The sequence below is a fragment of the Burkholderia cenocepacia genome (assembly GCF_014211915.1).
GTDB lineage: Bacteria > Pseudomonadota > Gammaproteobacteria > Burkholderiales > Burkholderiaceae > Burkholderia > Burkholderia orbicola.
Window position 1 is genome coordinate 1,800,671 of record NZ_CP060039.1, and the last position, 21,585, is coordinate 1,822,255.

A 21,585-nucleotide genomic window follows, 5' to 3' on the forward strand; every position below is an offset into this window, starting at 1 on the left:
CGTATTTCGCGGCTCGCAAAAGCTGGCTGTCCGGACGATGGCCGTGGCTGCGGCCCTTTGCTATCCTTGGTCATCCTGTTCGCCCGGCCCCGTCGGTGCGAGGTTCCGACGCCCGCCTCATGCTCCATCTCTTCTATTCGAACCGTCACGAAACGCTGGCCGACGCGCTGCTCGAGGATCTGGCCGCGTTCCCGGCCCGCAACGGCCCGTGGGCGCCGCAACAGGTCATCGTGCCGAGCGCGGCGCTGCGCCGCCGTCTCGAGCTCGACATCGCCGCGCGCAATGGCGTGTGCGCGAACGTCGAGTTCACCTATCTCGCGCAGTGGCTGTGGGCGCAGATCGGCCGCGTGCTGACGGTGCCCGCGCGCTCGCCGTTCGCACCCGACCGGCTCGTGTGGCGCTGCTACCGGCTGTTCGCGCAGGCGGCCGATGGTGCGCCGTGGCTCGCGTCGCCGCGGCTCGCCGCGTATCTGTCGGCCTCCGACGATGCGATGCGCTACGAACTGGCCCATCGCGTCGCGGCCGTGCTCGATCACTACCTGACCTATCGCCCCGAATGGCTGGCCGCGTGGCAGGCCGGCGAATCGATGCTCGCGGGCGACGCCGCGCCGCGCGGGATCAGCGACGCCGCGCGCGACGACGAGCGCTGGCAGGCCGCGCTGTGGCGTGCGCTGCTCGCCGAGCTGAGCGACAGCGGCACGCCGCCGGCACACCGCTTCCTCGTCGAAGCGCGCCATCTCGATGCCGACGCGGTCGCGCGGGCCGACTGGCCCGAATCGGTCAGCGTGTTCGCGCTGCCGACGATGCCGCCGCTGCACGTCGCGCTGTTGCGCGAACTGTCGCGCTGGATCGACGTGCGCGTCTACGCGCTGAACCCGTGCCGCGAATTCTGGTTCGACATCGTGACCGCCGCGCATGCCGAGGCGCTCGATGCTGCCGGGCGGCGCGACTACCAGGAGGTCGGTCATCCGCTGCTCGCCGAATGGGGCAGGCAGACGCAGGCGCAACTGCACATGCTGCACGAACTGACCGAAAGCGCCGCATCGGGCGATGCGTCGCGTTTCGTCGAGAACCCCGCGCCCACCTGGCTCGCGCGCGTGCAGAACGCGATCCTCGGATTGCAGCCGGAAGCCGAAATCGGCGACACGCCGGTCGAGCGGGGGATCGAGGTGCACGTGTGCCACAGTCTCGCGCGCCAGCTCGAGGTGCTGCACGACCGGCTGCTTGCCTGGTTCGACGCCGATGCGAGCCTGCAGCCGTCCGACGTGCTCGTCGCGGTCGCCGATCTCGCCGCGGCCGGGCCGCTGATCGACGCGGTGTTCGGCACGGCCGGCGCTGGTGGCGCGCGGGTGCCGTACCGGATCACCGGCCTGCCGCCGTCGCAGGCGAACCCGGTCGCGCGCGTGCTGCTCGACTGGCTCGCGTTGCCGGAACGGCAGGTCGGCGCGCCGGAGCTGGTCGAATGGCTGCGTGTGGATGCGGTGGCCGCGCGCTACGACATCGACGCGGCCGCGCTCGAAACGGTGCAGACCTGGCTCGCGGCCGCCGGCGCGCGGCGCGGGCTGTCGCCGCTCGCGAGCGACGACGCGGCCGTGCCCGCGCCGCGCCATACGTTCTCCGATGCGCTTGCGCGGCTCTTTCTCGGCTATGCGATGCCCGAAGGCGCGGCGCCGATCGGCGCATGGCTGCCGATCGAGGCGGCCACCGGCAGCGAGGCCGAACTGCTCGGCCGGCTCGCACGGTTTACCGACGATCTCGACGGCTTCGCGCGGCGGCTCGCGGAGTCGCACACGCCGCGCGGCTGGAGCGAACTGTTTGCCGACACGCTCGCGCGCTTCTTCGATTCGGGCGCCGCGTATGCCGACGCGCTGGCCGGCGTGCGCGACGCGCTCGACGCGATGCTGGCCGCGATGACGGAAGGGGCGCCGGACGAGGCGTTGTCGGCGGCCGTCGTGCGCGCGGGGCTCACCGCGGCGCTCGACGATCCGGCCCGCGGCGGGGTGCCGTGGGGCGGCGTCACGTTCTCTTCGCTGACGAGCTTGCGCGGGCTGCCGTATCGCGTCGTCTGCCTGCTCGGGATGGACGATGGCGTGCTGCCAAGTCTCGCGCGCGCGGACGAATTCGACCTGATGGCCGTGCTGCCGAAGCTGGGCGACCGGCAGCGTCGCGACGACGAGCGCAATCTGTTTCTCGACCTGTTGCTCGCCGCACGCGACCGGTTGCTGATCGCCTATACGGGCCGCAGCATCCGCGACAATGCGCCGTTGCCGCCCGCGGCGCTCGTCGACGAGCTGCTCGATCATCTGGCGATCGTCACGGCCGGGCCCGGCGCCGCACCGGATGCGGTGGATGCCGCACGGCGCGCGTTCATCGTCGAGCATCCGCTGCAACCGTTCGCGGCCGCGTATTTCCAGCCGGGCAGCGAACTCGTGTCGTACGACGCCGAGCGGGCGACGCTCGCGTCGCTGCTGGCCGCCGAAGCGTCGCGCGGCGAGCCGCGCGAGCAGCCGTTCTTCGCGCAGCCGCTGCCGGCCGAGCCGGTCGAGCCCGTCGCGTTCAGCGAATTCGAACGCTTCTGGCGGCATCCGGCGCGTGCGTTGCTACGCGGCCGGCTCGGCATCGTGCTCGCCGACGCACAGGCCGAACTGCTCGATACCGAGCCATTCGCGCTGGACTTTGCCGGCAGCGACGCGCTGGCCGAGCGCGTGCTGCCGCTCCTGATCGAAGCGAGCGAGGGTGGCGTGCACGATCACGCGCTGCGCATTGCGGACGCGAGCCCCGAACTGCCCGGCGGCGCGACGGGGGCGGTGTGGCGCGACCAGGCGCTCGGTTCGATGACGCAGCTTGCGTCGAACGTGCGCCGTGCGCTGGCCGACGGCATCGAGCGGCGGCCGTTCTCGCTCATCGTCGCACCGAAGTGGCCCGACACCGAGCAGCCGCTGTTCGGCGCCGACGACGCGATGCTGGCGGCCGACGCGGTGAGCGCGCCGCTCGAACTGCACGGCACGCTGAACCGGCTGACGCCGGCCGGGCAGGTCGTCTACCGCTATGCACGGCCGAGCGCGCGCGATTACCTGTCCGCGTGGCTCGCGCATCTCGTCTACTGTGCGATCGAGCCCGGCGGCCCGCGCCGCACGCTGTGGTTCGGCAGCGGCGGTGCGTTCGAGCTGACGCCCGTCGCGGCGCCGCTCGAACGGCTCGCGCCGCTGGCCGCGCTGTTTCGCGCGGGGCGGCGCATGCCGCTGCGGTTTTTCCCGCGCAGTGCGTGGGCGCGGGTATCCGACGGCGAGGCGAAGGCCGCGAGCGTGTGGATCAACGAGCGGGTCGTGAGCGAAGCCGACGACCCGGCCATCGCGATCGCGTGGCGCGGCGCGCATCCGTCGCTCGACGAGCCGTTCGGCACGCTCGCGCGGCTCGTGTTCGAGCCGCTCGTCGAACATCTGAAGGAGGTCGCATGAGCGCCGTGTCGCAGCAGCAGGCGCTCGAACTCGACGTGTTCGCCTGCCCGCTCGACGGCGTCAACCAGATCGAGGCGTCGGCCGGCACCGGCAAGACCTGGAACATCTGCGCGCTGTACGTGCGCCTGCTGCTCGAAAAGGATCTCGGCGCGGACGAGATCCTCGTCGTGACCTTCACGAAAGCGGCGACGGCCGAGCTGCACGAGCGGATTCGCAGCCGGCTCGCGCAGCTTGCGCATGCGCTCGACACGGGTGACGACGGCGGAGATCCGTTCATCGCGCGCCTGCTGGAGACCACGCTCGGCGATGACGGCGCGCTCGACTCCGAGACGGCCGCGAAGCGGATCCGGCGCGCGCTGCGCGCGTTCGACCAGGCGGCGATCCATACGATCCACGCGTTCTGCCAGCGCGCGCTGCAGGAAGCGCCGTTCGCGGCCGCGATGCCGTTCGCGTTCGACATGGAGGCCGACGATGCGTCGCTGCGCTTCGAACTCGCGGCGGATTTCTGGCGCACGCGTGTCGAACCGGCGGCCGCGCGCTGGCCGGGCTTCGCGACCTGGCTTGTCGAATCGGGCGCCGGCCCGGCCGCGCTCGATGCACAGCTTGCACGCCGGCTGAAGAAGCCGCTCGCCGCGCTGCGCTGGGATGGCGTGACCGAGCCGGACGAATCAGCCGAAGCAGCGGCGGCCGAATGCTTCGCCGAGGCGGCGCGGATGTGGGCGGCCGAGCGCGACGCGATCGATGCGTTGCTGCGCGCCGCGCAGCCCGTACTGAATCAACGCTCGCACAAGCCCGACGCGGTTACCGATGCGCTCGCCGCGTGGGCCGTGCATTTCGAGCAGGGCGACGCGACGGCCGCGCTGCCGAAAGCCGCGCTGAAGCTCACGCAAACCGCGCTGACGAAGGCGACCAAAAAAGGCGGTGCGACACCCGCACATGCGTTCTTCGACGTGGCCGACGCGCTCGAAGCGGCCGTGGCCGCAGCCGAGGCCGCGCAGCGCGCGCGCTGGCTCGCGCTGATCGCCGAATGGCTCGACATGGCGCCCGGCGAGCTGGCCGAGCGCAAGCGCACGCGTCGCGTCGTATCGTTCGATGACCTGCTCGCGAACCTGTATCACGCGCTGCACGCGCATCCATGGCTCGCCGAGACGCTGCGCGCGCGCTATCCGGCCGCGTTGATCGACGAGTTCCAGGATACCGATCCGCTGCAGTTCGCGATCTTCGACCGGATCTTCGCGCCGCGCGGCCCGCTGTTTCTCGTCGGCGATCCGAAGCAGGCGATCTACAGTTTCCGCGCGGCCGACCTGCATACCTATCTCGCCGCGCGCGCACGGGCGAGCGCGTGCTACACGCTCGCGGTCAACCAGCGCTCGACACCCGCGATCGTCGAAGCGTGCAATCGCTTCTTCCTGTCGAATCCGCGCGCGTTCGTGCTCGACGGGCTCGACTATTACGCGGTGCGCGCCGGCACGCGTGTGCGTGCGCCGTTCGTCGACGAGACCGATCCGGGCCCGGCCGGCGATTTCCGGGTGTGGGCGCTGCCGGGCGGCGAAGGTACGCTGCTCAAGCGCGATGCGCAGGCGCAGGCTGCACAGGCCTGCGCGGCCGAGATCGCGCGGCTGATGCGCGGCGCGCGTGAAGGGCGAGTGCGGTTGGGAGAGTCGCCGTTGTCGCCGGGCGACATCGCGGTGCTCGTGCAGACGCACCGGCAGGGCAGCCTCGTGAAGCGCGTGCTCGCGACGTGGGGCATCGGCAGCGTCGAGCTGGCTCAGGCGTCGGTGTTTTCGACCGGCGACGCCGAACAGCTCGAACGCGTGCTGGCGGCGATCGATGCGCCAGGCGACCTGCGGCGTCTGCGCGCGGCGCTCGCGTCCGACTGGTTCGGGCTCGATGCCGGCGCGCTGTGGCGCATGGAGCAGGGCGACGGCGATGCGCCACCCGGCGCGTCGGCGGCCGACAGTGCGGACGCGATGAGCTGGGTCGAGCGCTTCTCGCGGTATCGGCTGCTGTGGCGCGAACGCGGCTTCGCGGTGATGTGGCGCACGTTCACGCGCGAGCTGCGGATCGCCGAACGGCTGATGGGCGGTGCGGACGGCGAACGTCGCGTGACCGACATCAACCATCTGGCCGAGTTGACGCAGGCACGGGCGTCCGCGCAACCGGGTATCGCGCCGACGCTGCGCTGGCTGGCCGCGCAACGGCTGGACGGCGGCGGCGAGGAAGCGCAACTGCGGCTCGAATCCGATCGAAACCTCGTGCAGATCGTCACGGTGCACAAGTCGAAGGGGCTCGAATACGCGGTCGTGTTCTGTCCGTTCCTCAACGACGGCGGGCTGCGCGAGCCGCCGTCTTCCGCGCTGCCCGATGCGCGCGAGTATCACGACGACGCGGGCGAGGCGGTGCTGCATTACGGATGCGACGACGAAGCGGCCGCGCACGCGGCGCGGCAGGCGCTGCGCGAGCAGGCCGCGGAGCGCGCGCGGCTCGTCTACGTGGCGCTCACGCGCGCGGTGTATCGCTGCTATGTCGTCGCCGGGCCCTACCTGTCGTCGCGTTCGACGCGCGAAGCGCGGCGCAGCGTGCTCAACTGGCTCGTCGCCGGTGCCGGCCATGCGTTCGATGCGTGGCTCGACGAGCCGCCCGACGAAGCCGCGCTCGAGGCGGCATGGCGCGCGCTCGCGGGCGGCCCCGTGAGCGTCGCGCCGCTGCCCGTGCCCGCGCGCCGCGAGCGTCTCGCGGCCGGGCACGACGCGTCGCAGACGCTCGCGGCGCGCCATGCGACGCGCGTGCTGCGCGATGCGTGGCGGATGGCGAGCTTCAGCTCGCTGACCGCGTCGATGGCGCGCGAGGAGGCGGGCGTCGCGGCCGTGCCCGACGACGAACTGCGGCCCGATCACGATGCGCTCGCCGCGGTAACGCCGGACGGCGAACTGATATTCGCCGATACGATTGCGACCGATCCGCCGGACGACGACATCCTCGTGTTCCCGCGCGGCGCGGCGGCGGGCGAATGCCTGCACCGCCTGTTCGAACTCAGCCGGTTCACGGAGCCCGAATCGTGGCACGCGGCCGCGCTTGGCGCGCTGCACGACCGGCCGGTCGAGGCCGAGCCGGCGCTTGCGGCGCGACTGCCGGCGATGATGGTGCGGCTCGTCGACGATGTCGTGCACACCGAGCTCGTGTCGGGCATGCGGCTCGTCGATCTCGATCCGGCGAAGCGGCTCGACGAAATGGGTTTCCTGTTTCCGGCGCCGTCGTTGGACCTGCTGGCGCTGCGCCGGCTACTGGTCGCGCACGGTTATCCGGACGTTGCACTGGAGGCGGGCACGCTCGCCGGTTTCATCAAGGGTTTCATCGACATGATCGTCGAACACGACGGCCGTTTCTGGATCGTCGACTGGAAGTCGAACCACCTCGGCACGACACCGGACGCCTACGGCCCGCGCGCGCTCGACGTCGCGATGGCCGATCACGCATATCACCTGCAGGCGCTGCTCTATACGGTCGCGCTGCATCGCTACCTGTGCGGCCGGTTGCCGGATTACGACTACGACACGCATATCGCGGGTTACCTGTACCTGTTCGTGCGCGGCGTGCGGCCAGGTTGGCGCAGCGGCGGCGAGCCGGCCGGCGTGCATGCGCGGCGGCCCGCCCGCGCGCTCGTCGACGCACTCGACCGGATGATGGAAGGGGGCCGCGCATGACCGCATCCGACGACATGCTCGAATTCACCGGCGGTCTCGTCGCGCGGCTGCCCGAGCCGGCCGATTTCGGCATTGCGCTCGCGGAAGGCTTCGCGCGCCGCATCGGCGACCTCGCGCGACGTGCCGGTGCGCCGTCCGCGTCGGCACGCTGGGCGGCGCGTGCCGCGTTCGCGACGAGCCGTGCGACCGCGAGCGGCCACGTGTGCGTCGCGCTTGGCGCGCTTGCACAGCGTTACGAAGCGCCGCTCGGCGAGGTCCGCGCGGCGCTTGCCGCGAGCGGCGTGGTCGCGTTCGGCACGCTTGCGCGCGGCGGCGAGCGGCCGCTGATCGTCGACCGGCTCGATCACCTGTACCTGTCGCGCTATTTCGATTACGAACGGCGGCTCGCCGATGCGCTCGTCGCGCAGGCCGGCGTCGCCGCGCCGGACGAAGGCCTGTCGCCCGACCGGTTGCGCGACAGTCTCGCCCGTTACTTCGGGCCGGCCACCGGTGAAGTCGACTGGCAGCGCGTCGCGGCGATCGTCGCGCTGACCGGCCGCGTGACGATCGTCAGCGGCGGGCCGGGCACGGGCAAGACGACGACCGTCGTCGGCGTGCTGGCCTGTCTGCTTGACGCGCACCCGGGGCTGCGCATCGCGCTGGCCGCACCGACCGGCAAGGCCGCGCAGCGGATGCAGGAGGCGCTGCACGCGCGCGCCGGCGATCTGCCGCCCGAGCTCGCGGCGCGCCTGCCCGACACGTCGTACACGCTGCATCGGCTGCTGGGCGGCGGCGGGGCGGCCGGCTTTCGGCATCATCGCGACAATCCGTTGCCGTACGATCTGATCGTCGTCGACGAGGCGTCGATGATCGACGTCGCGCTCGCCGCGCATCTGCTCGACGCGCTCGCGCCGGGTGCGCGGCTCGTGTTGCTGGGCGACAAGGACCAGCTGGCGGCGGTCGAGGCCGGCGCCGTATTCGCGGAGCTGAGCGCGCGGCCGGCGTTCACCGCCGCGGCGCGCACGCGCATCGCGCAGGCGCTCGGCATCGACGAGGCGACGTTCGTCGCGGCGTTGCCGGTGCCGGACGAGGTGGCGCCGGCAGCGGTGCCGGCCGCGCAGCCGGTTTCCGCGTCCGCACGGGCTCCGGCGTCGCCATCGGCATCTGCGCCTGTTTCGCGCAAATCGGCGCCGCGGCCGAAAGTCGATGCGCGACAGGCGTCGCTTTTCGACGACGAACCGCAGGATGACGAAGTGTCGTCGACGGCCGGCATCGCGCCGTCACCGCCCACCGAGTCGGCGCTGACCGCCGATGCCGGCGCACCAGACGGCAAGACACCGGCCTGGATCGAGGCCGACGAACTCGCATGGCTCGACACCGTCGAGCTGCCGCCGTTCGACGCAGGCGATGCGGCACTTGCATCGATGACGGCGCCCGCATCGCCATTGGCCGGCGAAGCGGCAGCCGCAGCCGCGTCCACCGGTACGTCCACCGCGGCACCGCTCGCGGACTGCGTGGTGTGGCTAGAACGCAATTACCGCTTCGGTCTCGATTCGCCGATCGGGCGGCTGTCGCTCGCGATCCGCCGCGGCGACGTGCAGGCGACGCTCGAAGCGTTGCCCACCGACGATTCGGCCGCCGCATCGTTTCACGACGATGCGGGCGACACGCTGGCGTCGTCGACGGTCGAGCGGCTCGCACGGCGCTTCGGCGCCTACCTCGACGCGTTGCGCGACGCGCTGGCCGCGCCGGTGCCCGATCCGCTGCCGCTGTTCGACGCGCTCAACCGGTTCCGGATCCTGTGCGCGACCCGCAGCGGCTCGCGCGGGGCGGAACACGTCAATGCGCTGGTGGCCGCGCACGTGCGGCATGCGGCGCGCGTGCCGCTTGCGGTCGGCGCGCACTGGTTCACCGGGCGGCCGATCATGGTCACGCGCAACGACTATGCGCTGGGACTGTTCAACGGCGACATCGGCATCGCGCTGCCCGACGCGCATGGCGTGCTACGCGTGTGGTTCCGGCGCGCGGACGGCACCGCGCGCGCGGTGTCGCCGGCTGCGCTGCCGCCGCACGAAACGGCGTTCGCGCTGACGGTGCACAAATCGCAGGGCTCTGAATTCGACGAGGCGGCGCTCGTGCTGCCCGCGTCGTTCGGCCGGGTGCTGACGCGCGAGCTGGTCTATACGGCCGTCACGCGCGCCCGCACGCGCGTGCAGGTGATCGGGCCGCGGCGCGTGCTGGCGCAGGCGGTCGCGACACGCACGCAGCGCGATTCGGGGCTCGCGGCCCGCGTCGACGAGGCGCTTGCCCGGCGCCGCACGGAGGTTTCGCGATGATGATTCGCTACACGCTCGATCCGGCCGAGGTCGAATGGACAGCCGTGCGCGCGCAGGGCGCGGGCGGGCAGAACGTGAACAAGGTGTCGAGCGCGATTCATCTGCGCTTCGACATTCGCGCGTCGTCGCTGCCGCCGGTCCTGAAGGAGCGGCTGCTTGCGCTGTCCGACCAGCGCATCACGCGCGACGGCATCGTCGTGATCAAGTCGCAGGAATATCGGACGCAGGAGAAGAACCGCGAGGCCGCGCTGGCACGGCTCGATACGTTGATCGGCAGCGTCGCGTACACGCCGCGTGCCCGGGTCGCGACGCGGCCGACGCGTGCGTCGAAGGAACGGCGGCTCGAGCACAAGTCGCGCCGCAGCACGGTGAAGTCGGGACGAGGGAAGGTGATCGACTGACGAGCGAAGGGCCGGTGCGGGTCGCAGGCGAACGTGCGCCGTGCGCGCCGGCTACCGCATCACGGTTCCGGCGCTGTCGAGCACGAAGTCGACGCAGAACACGACGAGCCGGCTCTGCGCGCGGATCGCGACGGCGGCCGTATAGCAGTCGCGGCCTTCCGTCAGCGAGAAGTGCGGCCCCATCAGCGCGACGCGCCCGGGGGCGGCGATCGCGCGCTGGAAATACGGGCGTCGCGACCAGTTGCTGTGGGTTTCCGGGAACAGCGGCGCGAGACGGGTCACGCTCGCCTGGCTGTCGTCGAGCGGCGCGCCGATCGACGGCAGGAACTGTTCGCCGGTCTCGTCCGTGACGAACACGCGACGCGCGGCCGGCACCGCGAACACGCGTTGCGCGGCGTCCTGCAGGTTGCCGCTCGCCGAAAACGCGGCCGCGCCGCCGAGCACGAGCCGTTCGATCGCGTCGAAACCGGGCTGCTCGGGGGCCACCGGCGTGTGCCGGCGGGCGATGAAGCGCCGCCACGCGGCATCGAGCATCGCGGGCGCCGCGGCGCTCGCGTGCGCGATCGATGCATCGGGCTGGCCGAACCGGAAACCCTGCACGAAATCGATGTCGGCTTCCATCAGCGCCTGCAGCGCGTCGTCGCTTTCGACGCCTTCGGCCAGCACCATCGCGCCGGCCTGGTGCAGCATCGACACGAGGTGATGCATGATGCGGCGATCGTCGGCCGAGCCGGTCGAGCGCTCGACGAGCGAGCGGTCGAGCTTCACGATGTCGGGCCGTGCCCGCCACACGCGGTCGAAGTTCGAGAAGCCGGTGCCGAAATCGTCGATCGCGATCAGGAAATCGCGATGCTGGATCATGTCGATCGTGCGGGCGAGCGCGGCTTCGTCGCGCGCCGGCTGCTCGATCACCTCCAGCACGATGCGATTCGGCGGCAGCGCGAAATGCCGGCACAGCGCCTCGACGAACTCGCGCTGCACGAGGCCCGTGTCCAGCACGCGCGGCGTCACGTTCAGGAACAGCCAGCCGTCGCCGATCCCCTGCGCGACGAAGTTGGCCGTGTGCAGGCAGCGCGCGAGCCGGTCGAGCAGCAGCGCGTCGGCGTCGCCGCGCGTCTTGTCGAACAGGGCGGTGGGCGACGCCAGCGCGCCGTTGTCGTCGACGACGCGCAGCAGCGCCTCGTAGCCGACGACGCGCTTGTGCGTGATCGACAGCACGGGCTGGAACACGCTGCGCAAGGTCGTGGTGCGATAGGTGGCGAGCCAGCCCTGGGGCGTCGGCGTGAGGCGTTCGAGCAGGGCGTCGAGCGACAGGTCGCGGGTGGACTTCATGTCAACGGTGCCCGGCAGCGGGCGGCGGGGCGGCGGCGCATCGCCACGCCGATGCAGCCGCATGCGCAGGCGGACGCAAAAGAACGTGGAGCATCGAGACCGCCTTCTGCGGATGAGTTTTCCGAGTGTAACGGGATTGCCGCGGCGCGCGTATCAGGGTAACTCCAGACGCAAACGGTACACCGCGATTCCAGCCCGTGCCCGGCGGCGCGGCGACGGGCGCCGCGTGCATGCGTACGGTGCATGACCGTCGCGAAACGAAGCGCGCCGCGGCCAGCGGCAGATGACAATCTCGCGACAGAGCCTCGGCATGACCGTGCGTCGCCGCGGCGCGACGCACAGGCCGATGCGGGAAATCCCGGCGGCGGCCGCCGCCATCAGACGAATGAGGCGAATGCCCGCGCGTCATGATGCGATCCGCGGTCCGTCGGCACACCCGCGTCGCGTCGTCACCGGTATTGCCGCGCGACGGGAGACGGGCGGCCGGCCGCAGTTCGTGCGCCCCGCTCGCCGATCGTCAGGCCGCCTCGCCGCCGCGCGGTCGGACGCCGGGAATCCGCTTGATCACACCGGTCGCGAGCGCGGTGCCGACGAGCACGATCGCGCAGCCTTCGATCATCACGGCCGACACGTGTTCGCCGAGGAACAGCGCGCCCCACAGCAGCCCGAACACCGGGATCACGAACGTCACGGTAATCGCACGGGCCGGCCCGACATGCGCGATCAGGTAGAAGAAGATGAAATACGCGATGCCCGTGCATGCGACGCCGAGGGCGAGCACCGCGCTCCAGGCGTGCACGCCGACCGGCGCGGCCGGCCAGGTCGCGATCGCGAACGGCAGCAGCAGGATGGTCGAGCCGATCATGCTGCCGGCTGCGTTGACGAGCGGATCGACGCCGCCGAGCTTGCGTTTCGTATAGTTGGCCGCGATGCCGTACAGCAGCGTCGCGCCGAGCGCGGCCGCCGCGGCGAGCGCGGTCGCGCTGGCGCCCGTGTCGCCGTGCGCGTTCGCGACCTGGTTCCACACGAGCGTGAGCACGCCGGAAAATCCGATGACGAGCCCGAGCGCGCGCGGCAGCGACAGCTTGTCCTTCAGCCACAGGTAAGCGACCAGCGCGCCCCACAGCGGCGTGGTCGCATTGATCACCGACGTCACGCCGGCCGACAGCGTCAGCTCGGCGAACGCGAACAGGCAGAACGGGATGCCGGAATTCAGCGCGCCGACGACGAATAGCGGCCACGCATGACGGCGCAACCGGGCGCCCAGATCGGCGGGTTTGAAGCGCGTCAGCGCGAAGCCCGCGAGAAACAGCGCGCCGATGCCCACGCGCAGCGCCATCAGTGGCGCGACGCCGAAATCGACCACGCCGACTCGGATGAACAGGAAGGATGCGCCCCACAGGGCGGCGAGCACGGTCAGCAGGAAAGCGTTCTTGGGTGACATCGATCGGGCCGGGGCGGGACGGGATGCGAAGAATCTTACACCGCGTTACCGCACCGTCGTTTCAGGATCGGATGAAACGACAAGAAACGGGAGTTCCGCCGCTTGCCGGGGGCGGATAGCCGACCACGCGCGGCACGGCCGCTCAGATCAGTGATGACGCCAGCCGCCGCGTCCGCCGAAACCGAAATTGAGCGACAACGCCGGGCCCCAGTAGCCGCCCCACGCGGGCGCATACGCCGGCGCCGGATAGTAATAGGCGGGGGCCGGATCGACATACACGGGCGCGGGCTGTACCGGCACCGCCGTGTAATAGCCGCCCGGATAGTAGCCGTAGGGGTAGTAGCAGCCGGCAAGCGTCGTGCAGGCGAGCGCTGCGGCGACGAAGGTCCTGTTCATGATGTGTCTCCGGCGGAGCCGGCCATCGGCAGATGCTTCAAGCTTAGGCCGCGTACCGATGACACGGTATGAAAAACGGTAACCGATCATTTCCGGGCGGCGCGGACGCGCCTTTGCGGCACGGCATGCGAAACATACGAAAACGGCGCTTCCGCACCGCGGAAACGCCGTTGAACCGACTGGCCAGCAACTGAGCGACGCCCAACCGGCCGATGTCGCGCTCGTTACTTGCCGACCTGGTTACCGATGATGCCGCCGGCCGCCGCGCCGCCCAGCGTCGACAGCGCGTTGCCGCCGATCGCCGCGCCGGCCACGCCGCCGACACCCGCACCGATTGCCGTATCGCGCTGGCGTCGCGACATCGAATCGCAGGCCGACAGGCTGGCCACGGTCGCAACGAGAAGAGCGCATACCCCAAAACGCCGAATCGAGTTCATGATCGTTGTCCTTGTGGTAGTGAACGGAAGGCGCACGACCGGCTGGCGGCCGCGCATGACTTCAATCTACGCGCCGTCCCGCGACGCTGCTGTAAGGACTTGTTAAGGCCCGCGCGGTTTCGTAATCAATTGTTTCGCACCGGATTGGCAGGCACACGGGATGCGCAACAGGCGCTCGGCACGCAAAAAAAGCCCGCTCGAAAGCGGGCTTCGTGCATCGCGACGCGAGCCGGTGCGGCTCGCCGCGCGCTTACTGACGGTGGTAGATCTCGGCGCCGGTCTTCACGAACTCGACCGCCTTGACCTCCATCCCTTTCTTCAGCGCTTCGGTTTCTGACACGCCCTGCTGCGCCGCGAACTCGCGCACGTCCTGCGTGATCTTCATCGAGCAGAAGTGCGGGCCGCACATCGAGCAGAAGTGCGCGACCTTGGCGGAATCCTTCGGCAGCGTCTCGTCGTGGAATTCGCGCGCCTTGTCCGGGTCGAGACCGATGTTGAACTGGTCTTCCCAGCGGAACTCGAAGCGCGCCTTCGACAGCGCGTTGTCGCGCACCTGCGCGCCCGGGTGGCCCTTGGCGAGGTCCGCGGCGTGCGCGGCGAGCTTGTACGTGATGATGCCTTCCTTCACGTCGTCCTTGTTCGGCAGCCCGAGGTGTTCCTTCGGCGTCACGTAGCACAGCATCGCGGTGCCGAACCAGCCGATCATCGCGGCGCCGATGCCCGACGTGATGTGGTCGTAACCCGGCGCGATGTCGGTGGTCAGCGGCCCGAGCGTGTAGAACGGCGCTTCCTTGCACCAGTCGAGCTGGAGATCCATGTTCTCCTTGATCAACTGCATCGGCACGTGGCCGGGGCCTTCGATCATCACCTGCACGTCGTGCTTCCACGCGATCTGCGTGAGTTCGCCGAGCGTCTTCAGTTCGCCGAGCTGCGCTTCGTCGTTCGCGTCGTAGATCGAGCCGGGACGCAGGCCGTCGCCGAGCGAGAAGCTCACGTCGTACGCCTTCATGATCTCGCAGATCTCTTCGAAGTGTTCGTACAGGAAGCTTTCCTTGTGATGCGCGAGGCACCACTTCGCCATGATCGAGCCGCCGCGCGACACGATGCCCGTCATCCGGTTCGCGGTGAGCGGCACGTACTGCAGGCGCACGCCCGCGTGGATCGTGAAGTAGTCGACGCCTTGCTCGGCCTGCTCGATCAGCGTGTCGCGGAAGATTTCCCAGGTGAGGTCCTCGGCCTTGCCGTTGACCTTTTCGAGCGCCTGGTAGATCGGCACCGTGCCGATCGGCACCGGGCTGTTGCGGATGATCCACTCGCGCGTTTCATGGATGTGCTTGCCGGTCGACAGATCCATCACCGTGTCGCCGCCCCAGCGGATCGCCCACGTCATCTTGTCGACTTCCTCGCCGATCGACGACGTGACGGCCGAGTTGCCGATGTTCGCGTTGATCTTCACGAGGAAGTTGCGGCCGATGATCATCGGCTCGGATTCCGGGTGGTTGATGTTCGCCGGGATGATCGCGCGGCCGCGCGCGACTTCGTCGCGCACGAATTCCGGCGTGATCTCGGCGAGCGCGTTCGCGCCGAAGGCCGCGGCGCCGAATGCGTGGCCCGGATGCTGGCGGCCCATCATCGCGGCGAGCTTCGCGCCGTTCGGGCCGCTCGACTTCAGGCTCTCGATGTACTCGGCGCGGCGCTGGTTCTCGCGGATCGCGATGTATTCCATTTCCGGCGTGATGATGCCCTGACGCGCGTAGTGCATCTGCGTGACGTTCTTGCCGGGCTGCGCACGGCGCGGATTGCGGTGCAGGCCTGGAAAGCGAAGTTCGGCCGTGGCCGGATCGGCCGCGCGTTCGAGGCCGTACTGGCTCGACAGGCCGGGGAGCACCTCGGTGTCGCCGCGCGCCTCGATCCAGCGCTGGCGCAGTGCGGGCAGGCCCGCGCGGATGTCGATCTTCGCGTCCGGATCGGTGTAGGGGCCCGACGTGTCGTACACGTAGATCGGCGGATTCTTCTCGCCGCCGAAGCCGGTCGGCGTGTCGGCTTGCGTGATTTCGCGCATCGGCACGCGGATGTCGGGCTGCGAGCCGGTTACATAGACCTTTCGCGAATTGGGCAGCGGCGCGACGGCGGCGGCGTCGACGTGCGCGTCGGCAGACAGAAACTTCGGATTGGCGTTCATGCAATCTCCTGTGCGGGCGCCGGACAGGCGCTGCGGCGCTTGCCCGGAGCCCTTGACGAATGTGGGGCTCGAGCTAAGCAGGAGACGAGGCTTGGTGAGGCGGCGGATTTCGTCAGAAGGATGGCGGCGAAATCCGTACGCTTCCCTGCGCTGGCATTATCCAGATCAGGTTCAAAGGGTATTTCTCACCCGCAATGCCGGTTGTTTGACCGAACGCATTGCAGGACCCCCGCGTTAGCAAGGGCACACGATACACCGGCTTGGCGGTGGTTTCAACCGGGTGCGAAGCCGATGCCGCCGGGCGGCGGCCGGATCGCGGCCGGCGAACCGGGCAGGGTGCACCGCAGCAATCCCGACTGCCGAACGGCGTCCCGGCCGGGCCGGATAGCGCCAGGCGGTGCAGCATTCGCGTCTTCATTTTCGGCGTCTACAATTTTTTTGACATCGCTGTCATTTCCGGCGGTGTGCTCCGTCTATTCGGCTCCCAAACCCATGTATCGGAGAGATGTCATGAAAAACGTATTCCTCGCCGCCTGCGTCGCCGCACTTGCCACGATCGCAACGGGCGCCCATGCGCAGAGCGACGCCATGTCGAAGGACGGCACGTCGATGTCGAAGGACGCGATGGGCCACGACGCGATGGCCAAGGACGATGCGATGGCCAAGGACGGCGCGATGAAGAAGGACGGCATGAAGAAGCACGCGATGAAGAAGGATGCGATGGGCCACGACGCGATGAAGAAGGGCGATGCGATGAAGAAAGACGCCATGAGCCCGTCGAACTGACGAATGCGGGCGGGGCGCGGCCGGCCGGTTACCGGCACACGTCGCCTCCCGCTGCATCATCCCGGGAGTCTTCATCATGCAAACGGTTCCTGTCACCGATCGCACGAACGTGCCGCCGCCCGCGCCGACGATCCATCCGCGGTGGGTGCGCGCGAGCCACTGGCTCAACGCGCTCGCGGCGATCCTGATGGCGTTGTCGGGCTGGCGCATCTACGATGCGTCGCCGATCTATCCGGCGTTCACGTTCGCGCACGGCATCACGCTCGGCGGCTGGCTCGGCGGCGCGCTGCAATGGCATTTCGCTGCGATGTGGCTGCTGGTCGGCAACGGGCTGTTCTATCTCGCGATGTCGATCGCGACGGGGCGCTTCGCGCGCAAGTTGCTGCCCGTGACGCCTGCGTCGGTGTGGCGCGACGTGCGCGCGGCGCTCGGCGGGCGGCTGTCGCACGACGACCTGAGCGTCTACAACGCGGTGCAGCGTGCCGCGTACCTGACCGCGATCGTCGATCTCGTCGTGCTGGTGCTGTCGGGGCTCACGATCTGGAAATCGGTGCAATTTCCGCTGCTGCGCGAGCTGTTCGGCGGTTACGACAACGCGCGCATCGTGCACTTCTGGGCGATGGCGCTGCTGGTCGCATTCGTCGTCGTCCACGTCGCGATGGCGTTGCTGGTGCCGCGCTCGCTGCTCGCGATGCTGCGCGGCCGCTGACCCGCGCGACGCGGGCGAAGGAACTCATCATGTCGGAATCCGAAAAAAACCGCGACGCGCCGCGCTGGACGCTCGACCGGAAATCGCTCGAGCTCGACGTGCGCCGCGAGCTCGAGATGCCGTCGCGACGGCTCTTCAACCGGCGCGTGCTGACGCTCGGCGGCCTCGCGATGCTGACCGGCTGCACGCTGCAGGACGACGCGTCGGTCAACACGTTCCTTGAGAAAGTGTCGCGCATGAACGATCGCGTGCAGGCGTGGCTGTTCAATCCCGACCGGCTCGCGCCGACCTACACCGAAGCCGATATCACGCGGCCGTTTCCGTTCAACGCGTACTACGGGATCGACGAAGTGCGGCACGTCGACGAGTCGACCTACCGCCTCGTGCTGTCCGGCCGTGTAACGGGCAAGCGCGTGTGGACGCTCGACGAGCTTCGCGCGCTGCCGCACGCGGAACAGATCACGCGGCATATCTGCGTGGAAGGGTGGAGTGCGATCGGCCGCTGGGGCGGCACGCCGTTCGGCGCATTCCTCGCGCGCGCTGGCGCCGACACGCACGCGAAATACGTCGGCTTCAAGTGCGCGGACGACTACTACGAAAGCATCGACATGCCGACAGCGCTGCATCCGCAGACGTTGCTCGCATTCGATTACGACGGCCGCCAGCTGCCGCCGGAATACGGGTTTCCGATGAAGCTGCGGATGCCGACCAAGCTCGGCTACAAGAACCCGAAGCACATCATGGAAATTTTCGTGACGGATACGTTCCCGGGCGGCTACTGGGTCGATCAGGGCTACAACTGGTTCGGCGGCTCGTGAGCGGTGCGCGCGGCGTGCACGGCGTGCCCACGCGTCATACGGATTCGCGCACCTGGAGATCGACGCGCAGGCCGACTGCCGAGGCCATGTTCACGAGCGCGTCGAGCCCGAACAGGTTGATCTTGCCGCGCATCAGGTCGGAGACGCGCGGCTGCGTGACGCCCAGCTGCTTCGCGGCCTCGGCCTGACTCAGTTCGAGCCGCGCGATGCGCTGCTTGAGCGCGATCATCAGTTCGGAGCGCAGCTTCATGTTCGCGGCTTCCGCCGGCTCGCTTTCGATTGCGTCCCAGACGTTCGCGTAGCGTTCATTGGTCATCGTTTCAACTCCATCATCAGCGTCCGATAGCGGCGGGCGGCGAGGTCGATATCGGTCTTGTTCGTGCGCGTCGATTGCTTGCGGAAGCAATGCAGGACGTAGACGGCCTCGGCGAAAGTCGCGACGTAGACGACCCGGAATGCGCCGCTCGCATCGCGCAGGCGAATTTCCCGCACGCCGACGCCGATCGTGCGCATCGGTTTCCAGTCGTCGGGTGCGAGGCCGCGCTGCACCTGGTCGATCTGGTGGCCGGCTTCGCGTCGCGCAGGCAACGGAAAGCCGCGGAGATCGGCCAGCGCGCTGCCGACGAAAACGACGGGCTTCGGCGGAAGAATGTCTGGATTATACAAAATTTTGTATGGGCTGTGCAGGTGGCGGAAAGAAGCTGCGGGCGCCGCCAGGGGCGCGCCGTCCGTCACGATAGGCGCGTCACGGCGCACCGATGCACAAACTGGCTGTCAGGCCGATGCTGGATCAAGGGTTGCGAAGGGTGGCGCAGGCGTGTCGCCCACACGCCAGCGATTCCCCCATTGCGTATCCGGCCCCGGATTTCACCGGTCCGTCGCGCGAAAAATGTCGCGCCGAAACATCAGTCGATATCTTTCAGACAGGTCCGACGATGCTTTCGAATCCTTGATGCCATAATGCCGAGCGTGTGCAGCCGACGCGGTTGCGCACGTTTTTTTTGCCCCGTTTTTGTCCCTTTGCCGCCGCTTGCCGGTTCTCTTTCGTCGCCGTTCGCACTGCCATGTCGTTCCGCACGTTCGCTCTGCCTTCCCGGTCCCGCGTGGACCGTTTGCCGGCATCGCCGGCGTCTTTCAGCGGAGCACGCGGCGTGACGTGCGGGCGGGTGGCTCGATGACGCCGCTCGACCGCCTCCTCGATTTCCTCGCCCGCTTTTCGTTCCGGATTCGCCTGCCGCAAAGCCGCGGCGGCCGCGTGGCGCTGGCGCTCGTCTTCATCTATTTCGTCTGGGGTTCGACCTACAGCGGGCTGCATTTCGCGCTGCAGTCGTTCCCGCCGCTGCTGCTGTCGGGGTTGCGCAACCTGCTCGGCGGGATCGGCCTGTTCATCTTCGCGTTGCGGCGCAAGCCCGAATGGCCGACGCTGCTGGAAATCCGCAACTCGGCGATCGTCGGCACGATGCTCGTCGCGCTGTCGTCCGGCACGATCGCGCTCGGCATGCGCACCGTCAGCAGCGGTTCGGCCGCGGTGATGGTGGCCACGGTGCCGCTGTTCGCGACCGTGATCGCGGCGGTGGCCGGGCGGCCGGTGACGAAGGGTGAATGGGCGGCCGTCGCGCTCGGGATGGTCGGCATCGTCGTGCTGAATTCGGGCGGCGCGGCCGCCGCGAACTCGGCGCTCGGCACGATCTGCGTGCTGGCCGGCGCGCTGTTCTGGGCGGGCGGCGCGCATCTCGCGACACGGCTCAAGCTGCCGTCCGACCTGTTCCTGTCGACGTCGCTGCAGATCGGCCTGGGCGGCCTGATGTCGACGATCGTCGCGTGGCTGCTCGGCGAACGCGTCGAACAGCTGGCCGTCGGGTCCGTGTTCGCGTTCGTGTACCTGATGGTGTTCTGCACGATGGCCGCGTACGTCGCGTACGGCTACCTGATCCGCCACACGAGCCCGATCATCGCGAGCAGCTGCATGTACGTGAACCCGATCGTCGCGGTCGCGCTCGGTGCGTTGTTGCTGGGCGAACCGGTGACGATGGCGACCGTGGTCGCGACCGTCGCGATCCTCGGCAGCGTCGGGTTGTCGTTCGTGTTCGATCCGGCGCGCCGGCCCGCGGCGGCTACGGCCACCGCTCCGGCTCAGGCTACCGCTGCCAGTTCGCCGGTCGTGGCGGCCGAGCAGGCGGTGACGGCGGACGCTTCGCCCGTCGTCGAGCAGATCGCGACGCCGGATGCGCCGCCCATCCTCGCGCCTTCCGCCGTCCCGCTCGCGGTGCCGGCGCCTGCGGCCGTGATGGACCCCGCCGCGGTGATCGAGCCCGCCCCGGCGTTCGCGACGCCGCCCGCCGCTACCGAGCCGGCCGTTTCGCGCACCGACGCGTGACGCCGCGCTGGCCGGTCGCGCTCAGCCGCGCCGGCCGCCGCGATGGTGGGACCAGCCGGCGAGTGCGGTAAACAGCAGCCCGGCCGCGCACATGCCGATCCAGCCGAACGCGCGCCATGCGGCGACGCCGGCCGACGAGCCGAGCGCGCCGCCGATGAAATAGCACACCATGTACACCGTGTTCACGCGGCTGCGCGCCTCCGGCTTCAGCGCATAGATGCGCGACTGGTTCGAGATCTGCGCGGCCTGTACGCCCACGTCGAGCACGATCACGCCGATCACGAGCCCGACGAGGCTCGACCCCGACAGCGCGAAGATCACGAACGATAGCGCGAGCAGCACGATCGCGAGCGAGATGACCGCGCGCGGGCCGCGCGTGTCCGCGGAGCGGCCCGCATACGGTGCGGCGAGCGCGCCCGCGGCCCCGACGATCCCGAACAGGCCGGCTGCCTGCGGGCCGAGATGGAACGGTGCGCCGGCGAGCAGCAGCGTGAGCACCGGCCAGAACGCGCTGAACGCCGCGAACAGCGCGGCGCCCGTGAGCGACGCCTCGCGCAGCCCGCGCAGCTCCACGGCCAGATGCCACATCGAGCCGAGCAGCTTGCCGTACGACAGCGTCGACGTCGGCGAGCTGCGCGGCAGCCGCAGCACGATCACGACGGCGAGCACGACGAGCGCCGCGACCGACGCGGCGAACACCGCCCGCCAGCCGAAATACTCGGCGATGAAGCCGGCGGCGGTACGCGCGAGCAGGATGCCGAGCAGCAGGCCGCTCATCACGGTGCCGACCGCGTGGCCGCGTTCGGCCGGCGGCGCGATTTCGGCGGCGAACGGCACGGCCTGCTGCGCGATGGTCGCGAGGATGCCGATCGCGAGGCTCGCGACCGCGAGGACGACGAGCGACGGCGCGGTGGCCGCCACGATCAGCGCGATCGACAGGCCGGCGATCTGCAGCAGGATCAGGCCGCGGCGATCGAAGCGGTCGCCGAGCGGCGCGAGCAGGAACATGCCGGCCGCATAGCCGAGCTGCGTCGCGGTCGGTACCGCGCCGATCCACGAGGCGCCGTCCGGAAAGGACGCGCGGAAGCTGTCGAGCAGCGGCTGGTTGTAGTAGATGTTCGCGACCGATACGCCTGCGATCGTCGCGAGCAGCAACAGCAGGCTGCGCGAGTAGTGGGGCGAGGCGGCGTCGGTCGGACGGTCGGTGGAGGTGGTGGACATGGCGG

General features: G+C 69.6%; 16 protein-coding genes and 1 riboswitch. Of the genes, 8 read left to right on the forward strand and 8 right to left on the reverse strand.

The features are described 5' to 3' along the window. Window positions 1–119: 119 nt before the first annotated feature. The 4 genes from recC to arfB are packed head-to-tail and all read left to right on the forward strand — an operon-like array spanning window position 120 to window position 9,878. Entirely contained in the window at window positions 120–3,458 is a 3,339-nt protein-coding gene (gene recC, locus SY91_RS08540) for an exodeoxyribonuclease V subunit gamma (protein ID WP_185920809.1), read from the forward strand. After that, entirely contained in the window at window positions 3,455–7,162 is a 3,708-nt protein-coding gene (gene recB / locus SY91_RS08545) for an exodeoxyribonuclease V subunit beta (RefSeq protein WP_185920810.1), read from the forward strand. Before recC ends, recB begins: the two co-directional genes overlap by 4 nt. Then, window positions 7,159–9,477, forward strand: coding sequence for an AAA family ATPase (locus tag SY91_RS08550; RefSeq protein ID WP_023477843.1), 2,319 nt, complete (start codon window positions 7,159–7,161; stop codon window positions 9,475–9,477). The genes recB and SY91_RS08550 overlap by 4 nt, the downstream gene beginning before the upstream one ends. Continuing rightward, entirely contained in the window at window positions 9,474–9,878 is a 405-nt protein-coding gene (arfB, locus tag SY91_RS08555; RefSeq protein ID WP_006476409.1) for an alternative ribosome rescue aminoacyl-tRNA hydrolase ArfB, read from the forward strand. The genes SY91_RS08550 and arfB overlap by 4 nt, the downstream gene beginning before the upstream one ends. A 51-nt stretch (window positions 9,879–9,929) precedes the next feature. On the opposite strand, the gene SY91_RS08560 is transcribed toward arfB, so the two are convergent. The 5 genes from SY91_RS08560 to thiC form a co-directional block, all read right to left on the reverse strand. Then, complete coding sequence (locus tag SY91_RS08560) at window positions 9,930–11,210, reverse strand: EAL domain-containing protein (RefSeq protein ID WP_043888590.1); 1,281 nt, start codon at window positions 11,208–11,210, stop codon at window positions 9,930–9,932. Between the two features lie 517 nt (window positions 11,211–11,727). Then, window positions 11,728–12,654, reverse strand: coding sequence for a DMT family transporter (locus tag SY91_RS08565; protein WP_023477845.1), 927 nt, complete (start codon window positions 12,652–12,654; stop codon window positions 11,728–11,730). Between the two features lie 147 nt (window positions 12,655–12,801). Beyond that, the gene (locus tag SY91_RS08570) at window positions 12,802–13,050 is read right to left on the reverse strand and encodes a hypothetical protein (RefSeq protein WP_023477846.1); all 249 of its coding nucleotides are present in this window, start codon (window positions 13,048–13,050) and stop codon (window positions 12,802–12,804) included. A 224-nt stretch (window positions 13,051–13,274) separates the two neighbouring features. Next, on the reverse strand, window positions 13,275–13,487 hold the full coding sequence (locus tag SY91_RS08575) for a glycine zipper 2TM domain-containing protein (protein WP_011545020.1): 213 nt from the start codon (window positions 13,485–13,487) through the stop codon (window positions 13,275–13,277). A gap of 250 nt (window positions 13,488–13,737) precedes the next feature. Continuing rightward, on the reverse strand, window positions 13,738–15,669 hold the full coding sequence (thiC, locus tag SY91_RS08580) for a phosphomethylpyrimidine synthase ThiC (RefSeq protein ID WP_023477848.1): 1,932 nt from the start codon (window positions 15,667–15,669) through the stop codon (window positions 13,738–13,740). 124 nt (window positions 15,670–15,793) lie between these two features. Next, window positions 15,794–15,910, reverse strand: a riboswitch (TPP riboswitch). Between the two features lie 269 nt (window positions 15,911–16,179). On the opposite strand from thiC, the gene SY91_RS08585 reads away from it, so the two are divergent. The 3 genes from SY91_RS08585 (at window position 16,180) to SY91_RS08595 (ending at window position 17,982) form a co-directional block, all read left to right on the forward strand. Beyond that, the gene (locus SY91_RS08585) at window positions 16,180–16,455 is read left to right on the forward strand and encodes a pentapeptide MXKDX repeat protein (protein WP_023477849.1); all 276 of its coding nucleotides are present in this window, start codon (window positions 16,180–16,182) and stop codon (window positions 16,453–16,455) included. 76 nt (window positions 16,456–16,531) lie between these two features. Next, complete coding sequence (locus tag SY91_RS08590; RefSeq protein WP_011545022.1) at window positions 16,532–17,164, forward strand: cytochrome b/b6 domain-containing protein; 633 nt, start codon at window positions 16,532–16,534, stop codon at window positions 17,162–17,164. 29 nt (window positions 17,165–17,193) lie between these two features. Then, window positions 17,194–17,982, forward strand: a complete 789-nt coding sequence (locus SY91_RS08595) for a molybdopterin-dependent oxidoreductase (protein WP_023477850.1) — start codon at window positions 17,194–17,196, stop codon at window positions 17,980–17,982. A gap of 34 nt (window positions 17,983–18,016) precedes the next feature. On the opposite strand, the gene SY91_RS08600 is transcribed toward SY91_RS08595, so the two are convergent. Together SY91_RS08600 and SY91_RS08605 are read right to left on the reverse strand one after the other, a co-directional pair. Further along, window positions 18,017–18,298 carry a helix-turn-helix domain-containing protein gene (locus SY91_RS08600; protein WP_011545024.1) on the reverse strand — a complete coding sequence of 94 codons (282 nt, stop codon included), beginning with the start codon at window positions 18,296–18,298 and terminating at the stop codon, window positions 18,017–18,019. Further along, entirely contained in the window at window positions 18,295–18,648 is a 354-nt protein-coding gene (locus tag SY91_RS08605) for a type II toxin-antitoxin system RelE/ParE family toxin (protein WP_011694241.1), read from the reverse strand. The genes SY91_RS08600 and SY91_RS08605 overlap by 4 nt, the downstream gene beginning before the upstream one ends. 508 nt (window positions 18,649–19,156) lie before the next feature. Here SY91_RS08605 and SY91_RS08610 point away from each other — a divergent pair. Then, a complete protein-coding gene (locus tag SY91_RS08610) occupies window positions 19,157–20,359 on the forward strand; it encodes an EamA family transporter (protein WP_011545026.1) in 1,203 nt (400 codons plus the stop codon). 21 nt (window positions 20,360–20,380) lie between these two features. On the opposite strand, the gene SY91_RS08615 is transcribed toward SY91_RS08610, so the two are convergent. Next, on the reverse strand, window positions 20,381–21,580 hold the full coding sequence (locus tag SY91_RS08615) for an MFS transporter (RefSeq protein ID WP_185920811.1): 1,200 nt from the start codon (window positions 21,578–21,580) through the stop codon (window positions 20,381–20,383). Between the last annotated feature and the right edge of the window lie 5 nt (window positions 21,581–21,585).

Excerpts from the sequence above, each read along its gene's own strand:
- recC (WP_185920809.1), top strand. The coding sequence starts at position 120 with ATGCTCCATCTCTTCTATTCGAACCGTCACGAAACGCTGGCCGACGCG.
- recB (WP_185920810.1), top strand. The coding sequence starts at position 3,455 with ATGAGCGCCGTGTCGCAGCAGCAGGCGCTCGAACTCGACGTGTTCGCC.
- SY91_RS08550 (WP_023477843.1), top strand. The coding sequence starts at position 7,159 with ATGACCGCATCCGACGACATGCTCGAATTCACCGGCGGTCTCGTCGCG.
- arfB (WP_006476409.1), top strand. The coding sequence starts at position 9,474 with ATGATGATTCGCTACACGCTCGATCCGGCCGAGGTCGAATGGACAGCC.
- SY91_RS08560 (WP_043888590.1), bottom strand. The coding sequence starts at position 11,210 with ATGAAGTCCACCCGCGACCTGTCGCTCGACGCCCTGCTCGAACGCCTC.
- SY91_RS08565 (WP_023477845.1), bottom strand. The coding sequence starts at position 12,654 with ATGTCACCCAAGAACGCTTTCCTGCTGACCGTGCTCGCCGCCCTGTGG.
- SY91_RS08570 (WP_023477846.1), bottom strand. The coding sequence starts at position 13,050 with ATGAACAGGACCTTCGTCGCCGCAGCGCTCGCCTGCACGACGCTTGCC.
- SY91_RS08575 (WP_011545020.1), bottom strand. The coding sequence starts at position 13,487 with ATGAACTCGATTCGGCGTTTTGGGGTATGCGCTCTTCTCGTTGCGACC.
- thiC (WP_023477848.1), bottom strand. The coding sequence starts at position 15,669 with ATGAACGCCAATCCGAAGTTTCTGTCTGCCGACGCGCACGTCGACGCC.
- SY91_RS08585 (WP_023477849.1), top strand. The coding sequence starts at position 16,180 with ATGAAAAACGTATTCCTCGCCGCCTGCGTCGCCGCACTTGCCACGATC.
- SY91_RS08590 (WP_011545022.1), top strand. The coding sequence starts at position 16,532 with ATGCAAACGGTTCCTGTCACCGATCGCACGAACGTGCCGCCGCCCGCG.
- SY91_RS08595 (WP_023477850.1), top strand. The coding sequence starts at position 17,194 with ATGTCGGAATCCGAAAAAAACCGCGACGCGCCGCGCTGGACGCTCGAC.
- SY91_RS08600 (WP_011545024.1), bottom strand. The coding sequence starts at position 18,298 with ATGACCAATGAACGCTACGCGAACGTCTGGGACGCAATCGAAAGCGAG.
- SY91_RS08610 (WP_011545026.1), top strand. The coding sequence starts at position 19,157 with ATGACGCCGCTCGACCGCCTCCTCGATTTCCTCGCCCGCTTTTCGTTC.
- SY91_RS08615 (WP_185920811.1), bottom strand. The coding sequence starts at position 21,580 with ATGTCCACCACCTCCACCGACCGTCCGACCGACGCCGCCTCGCCCCAC.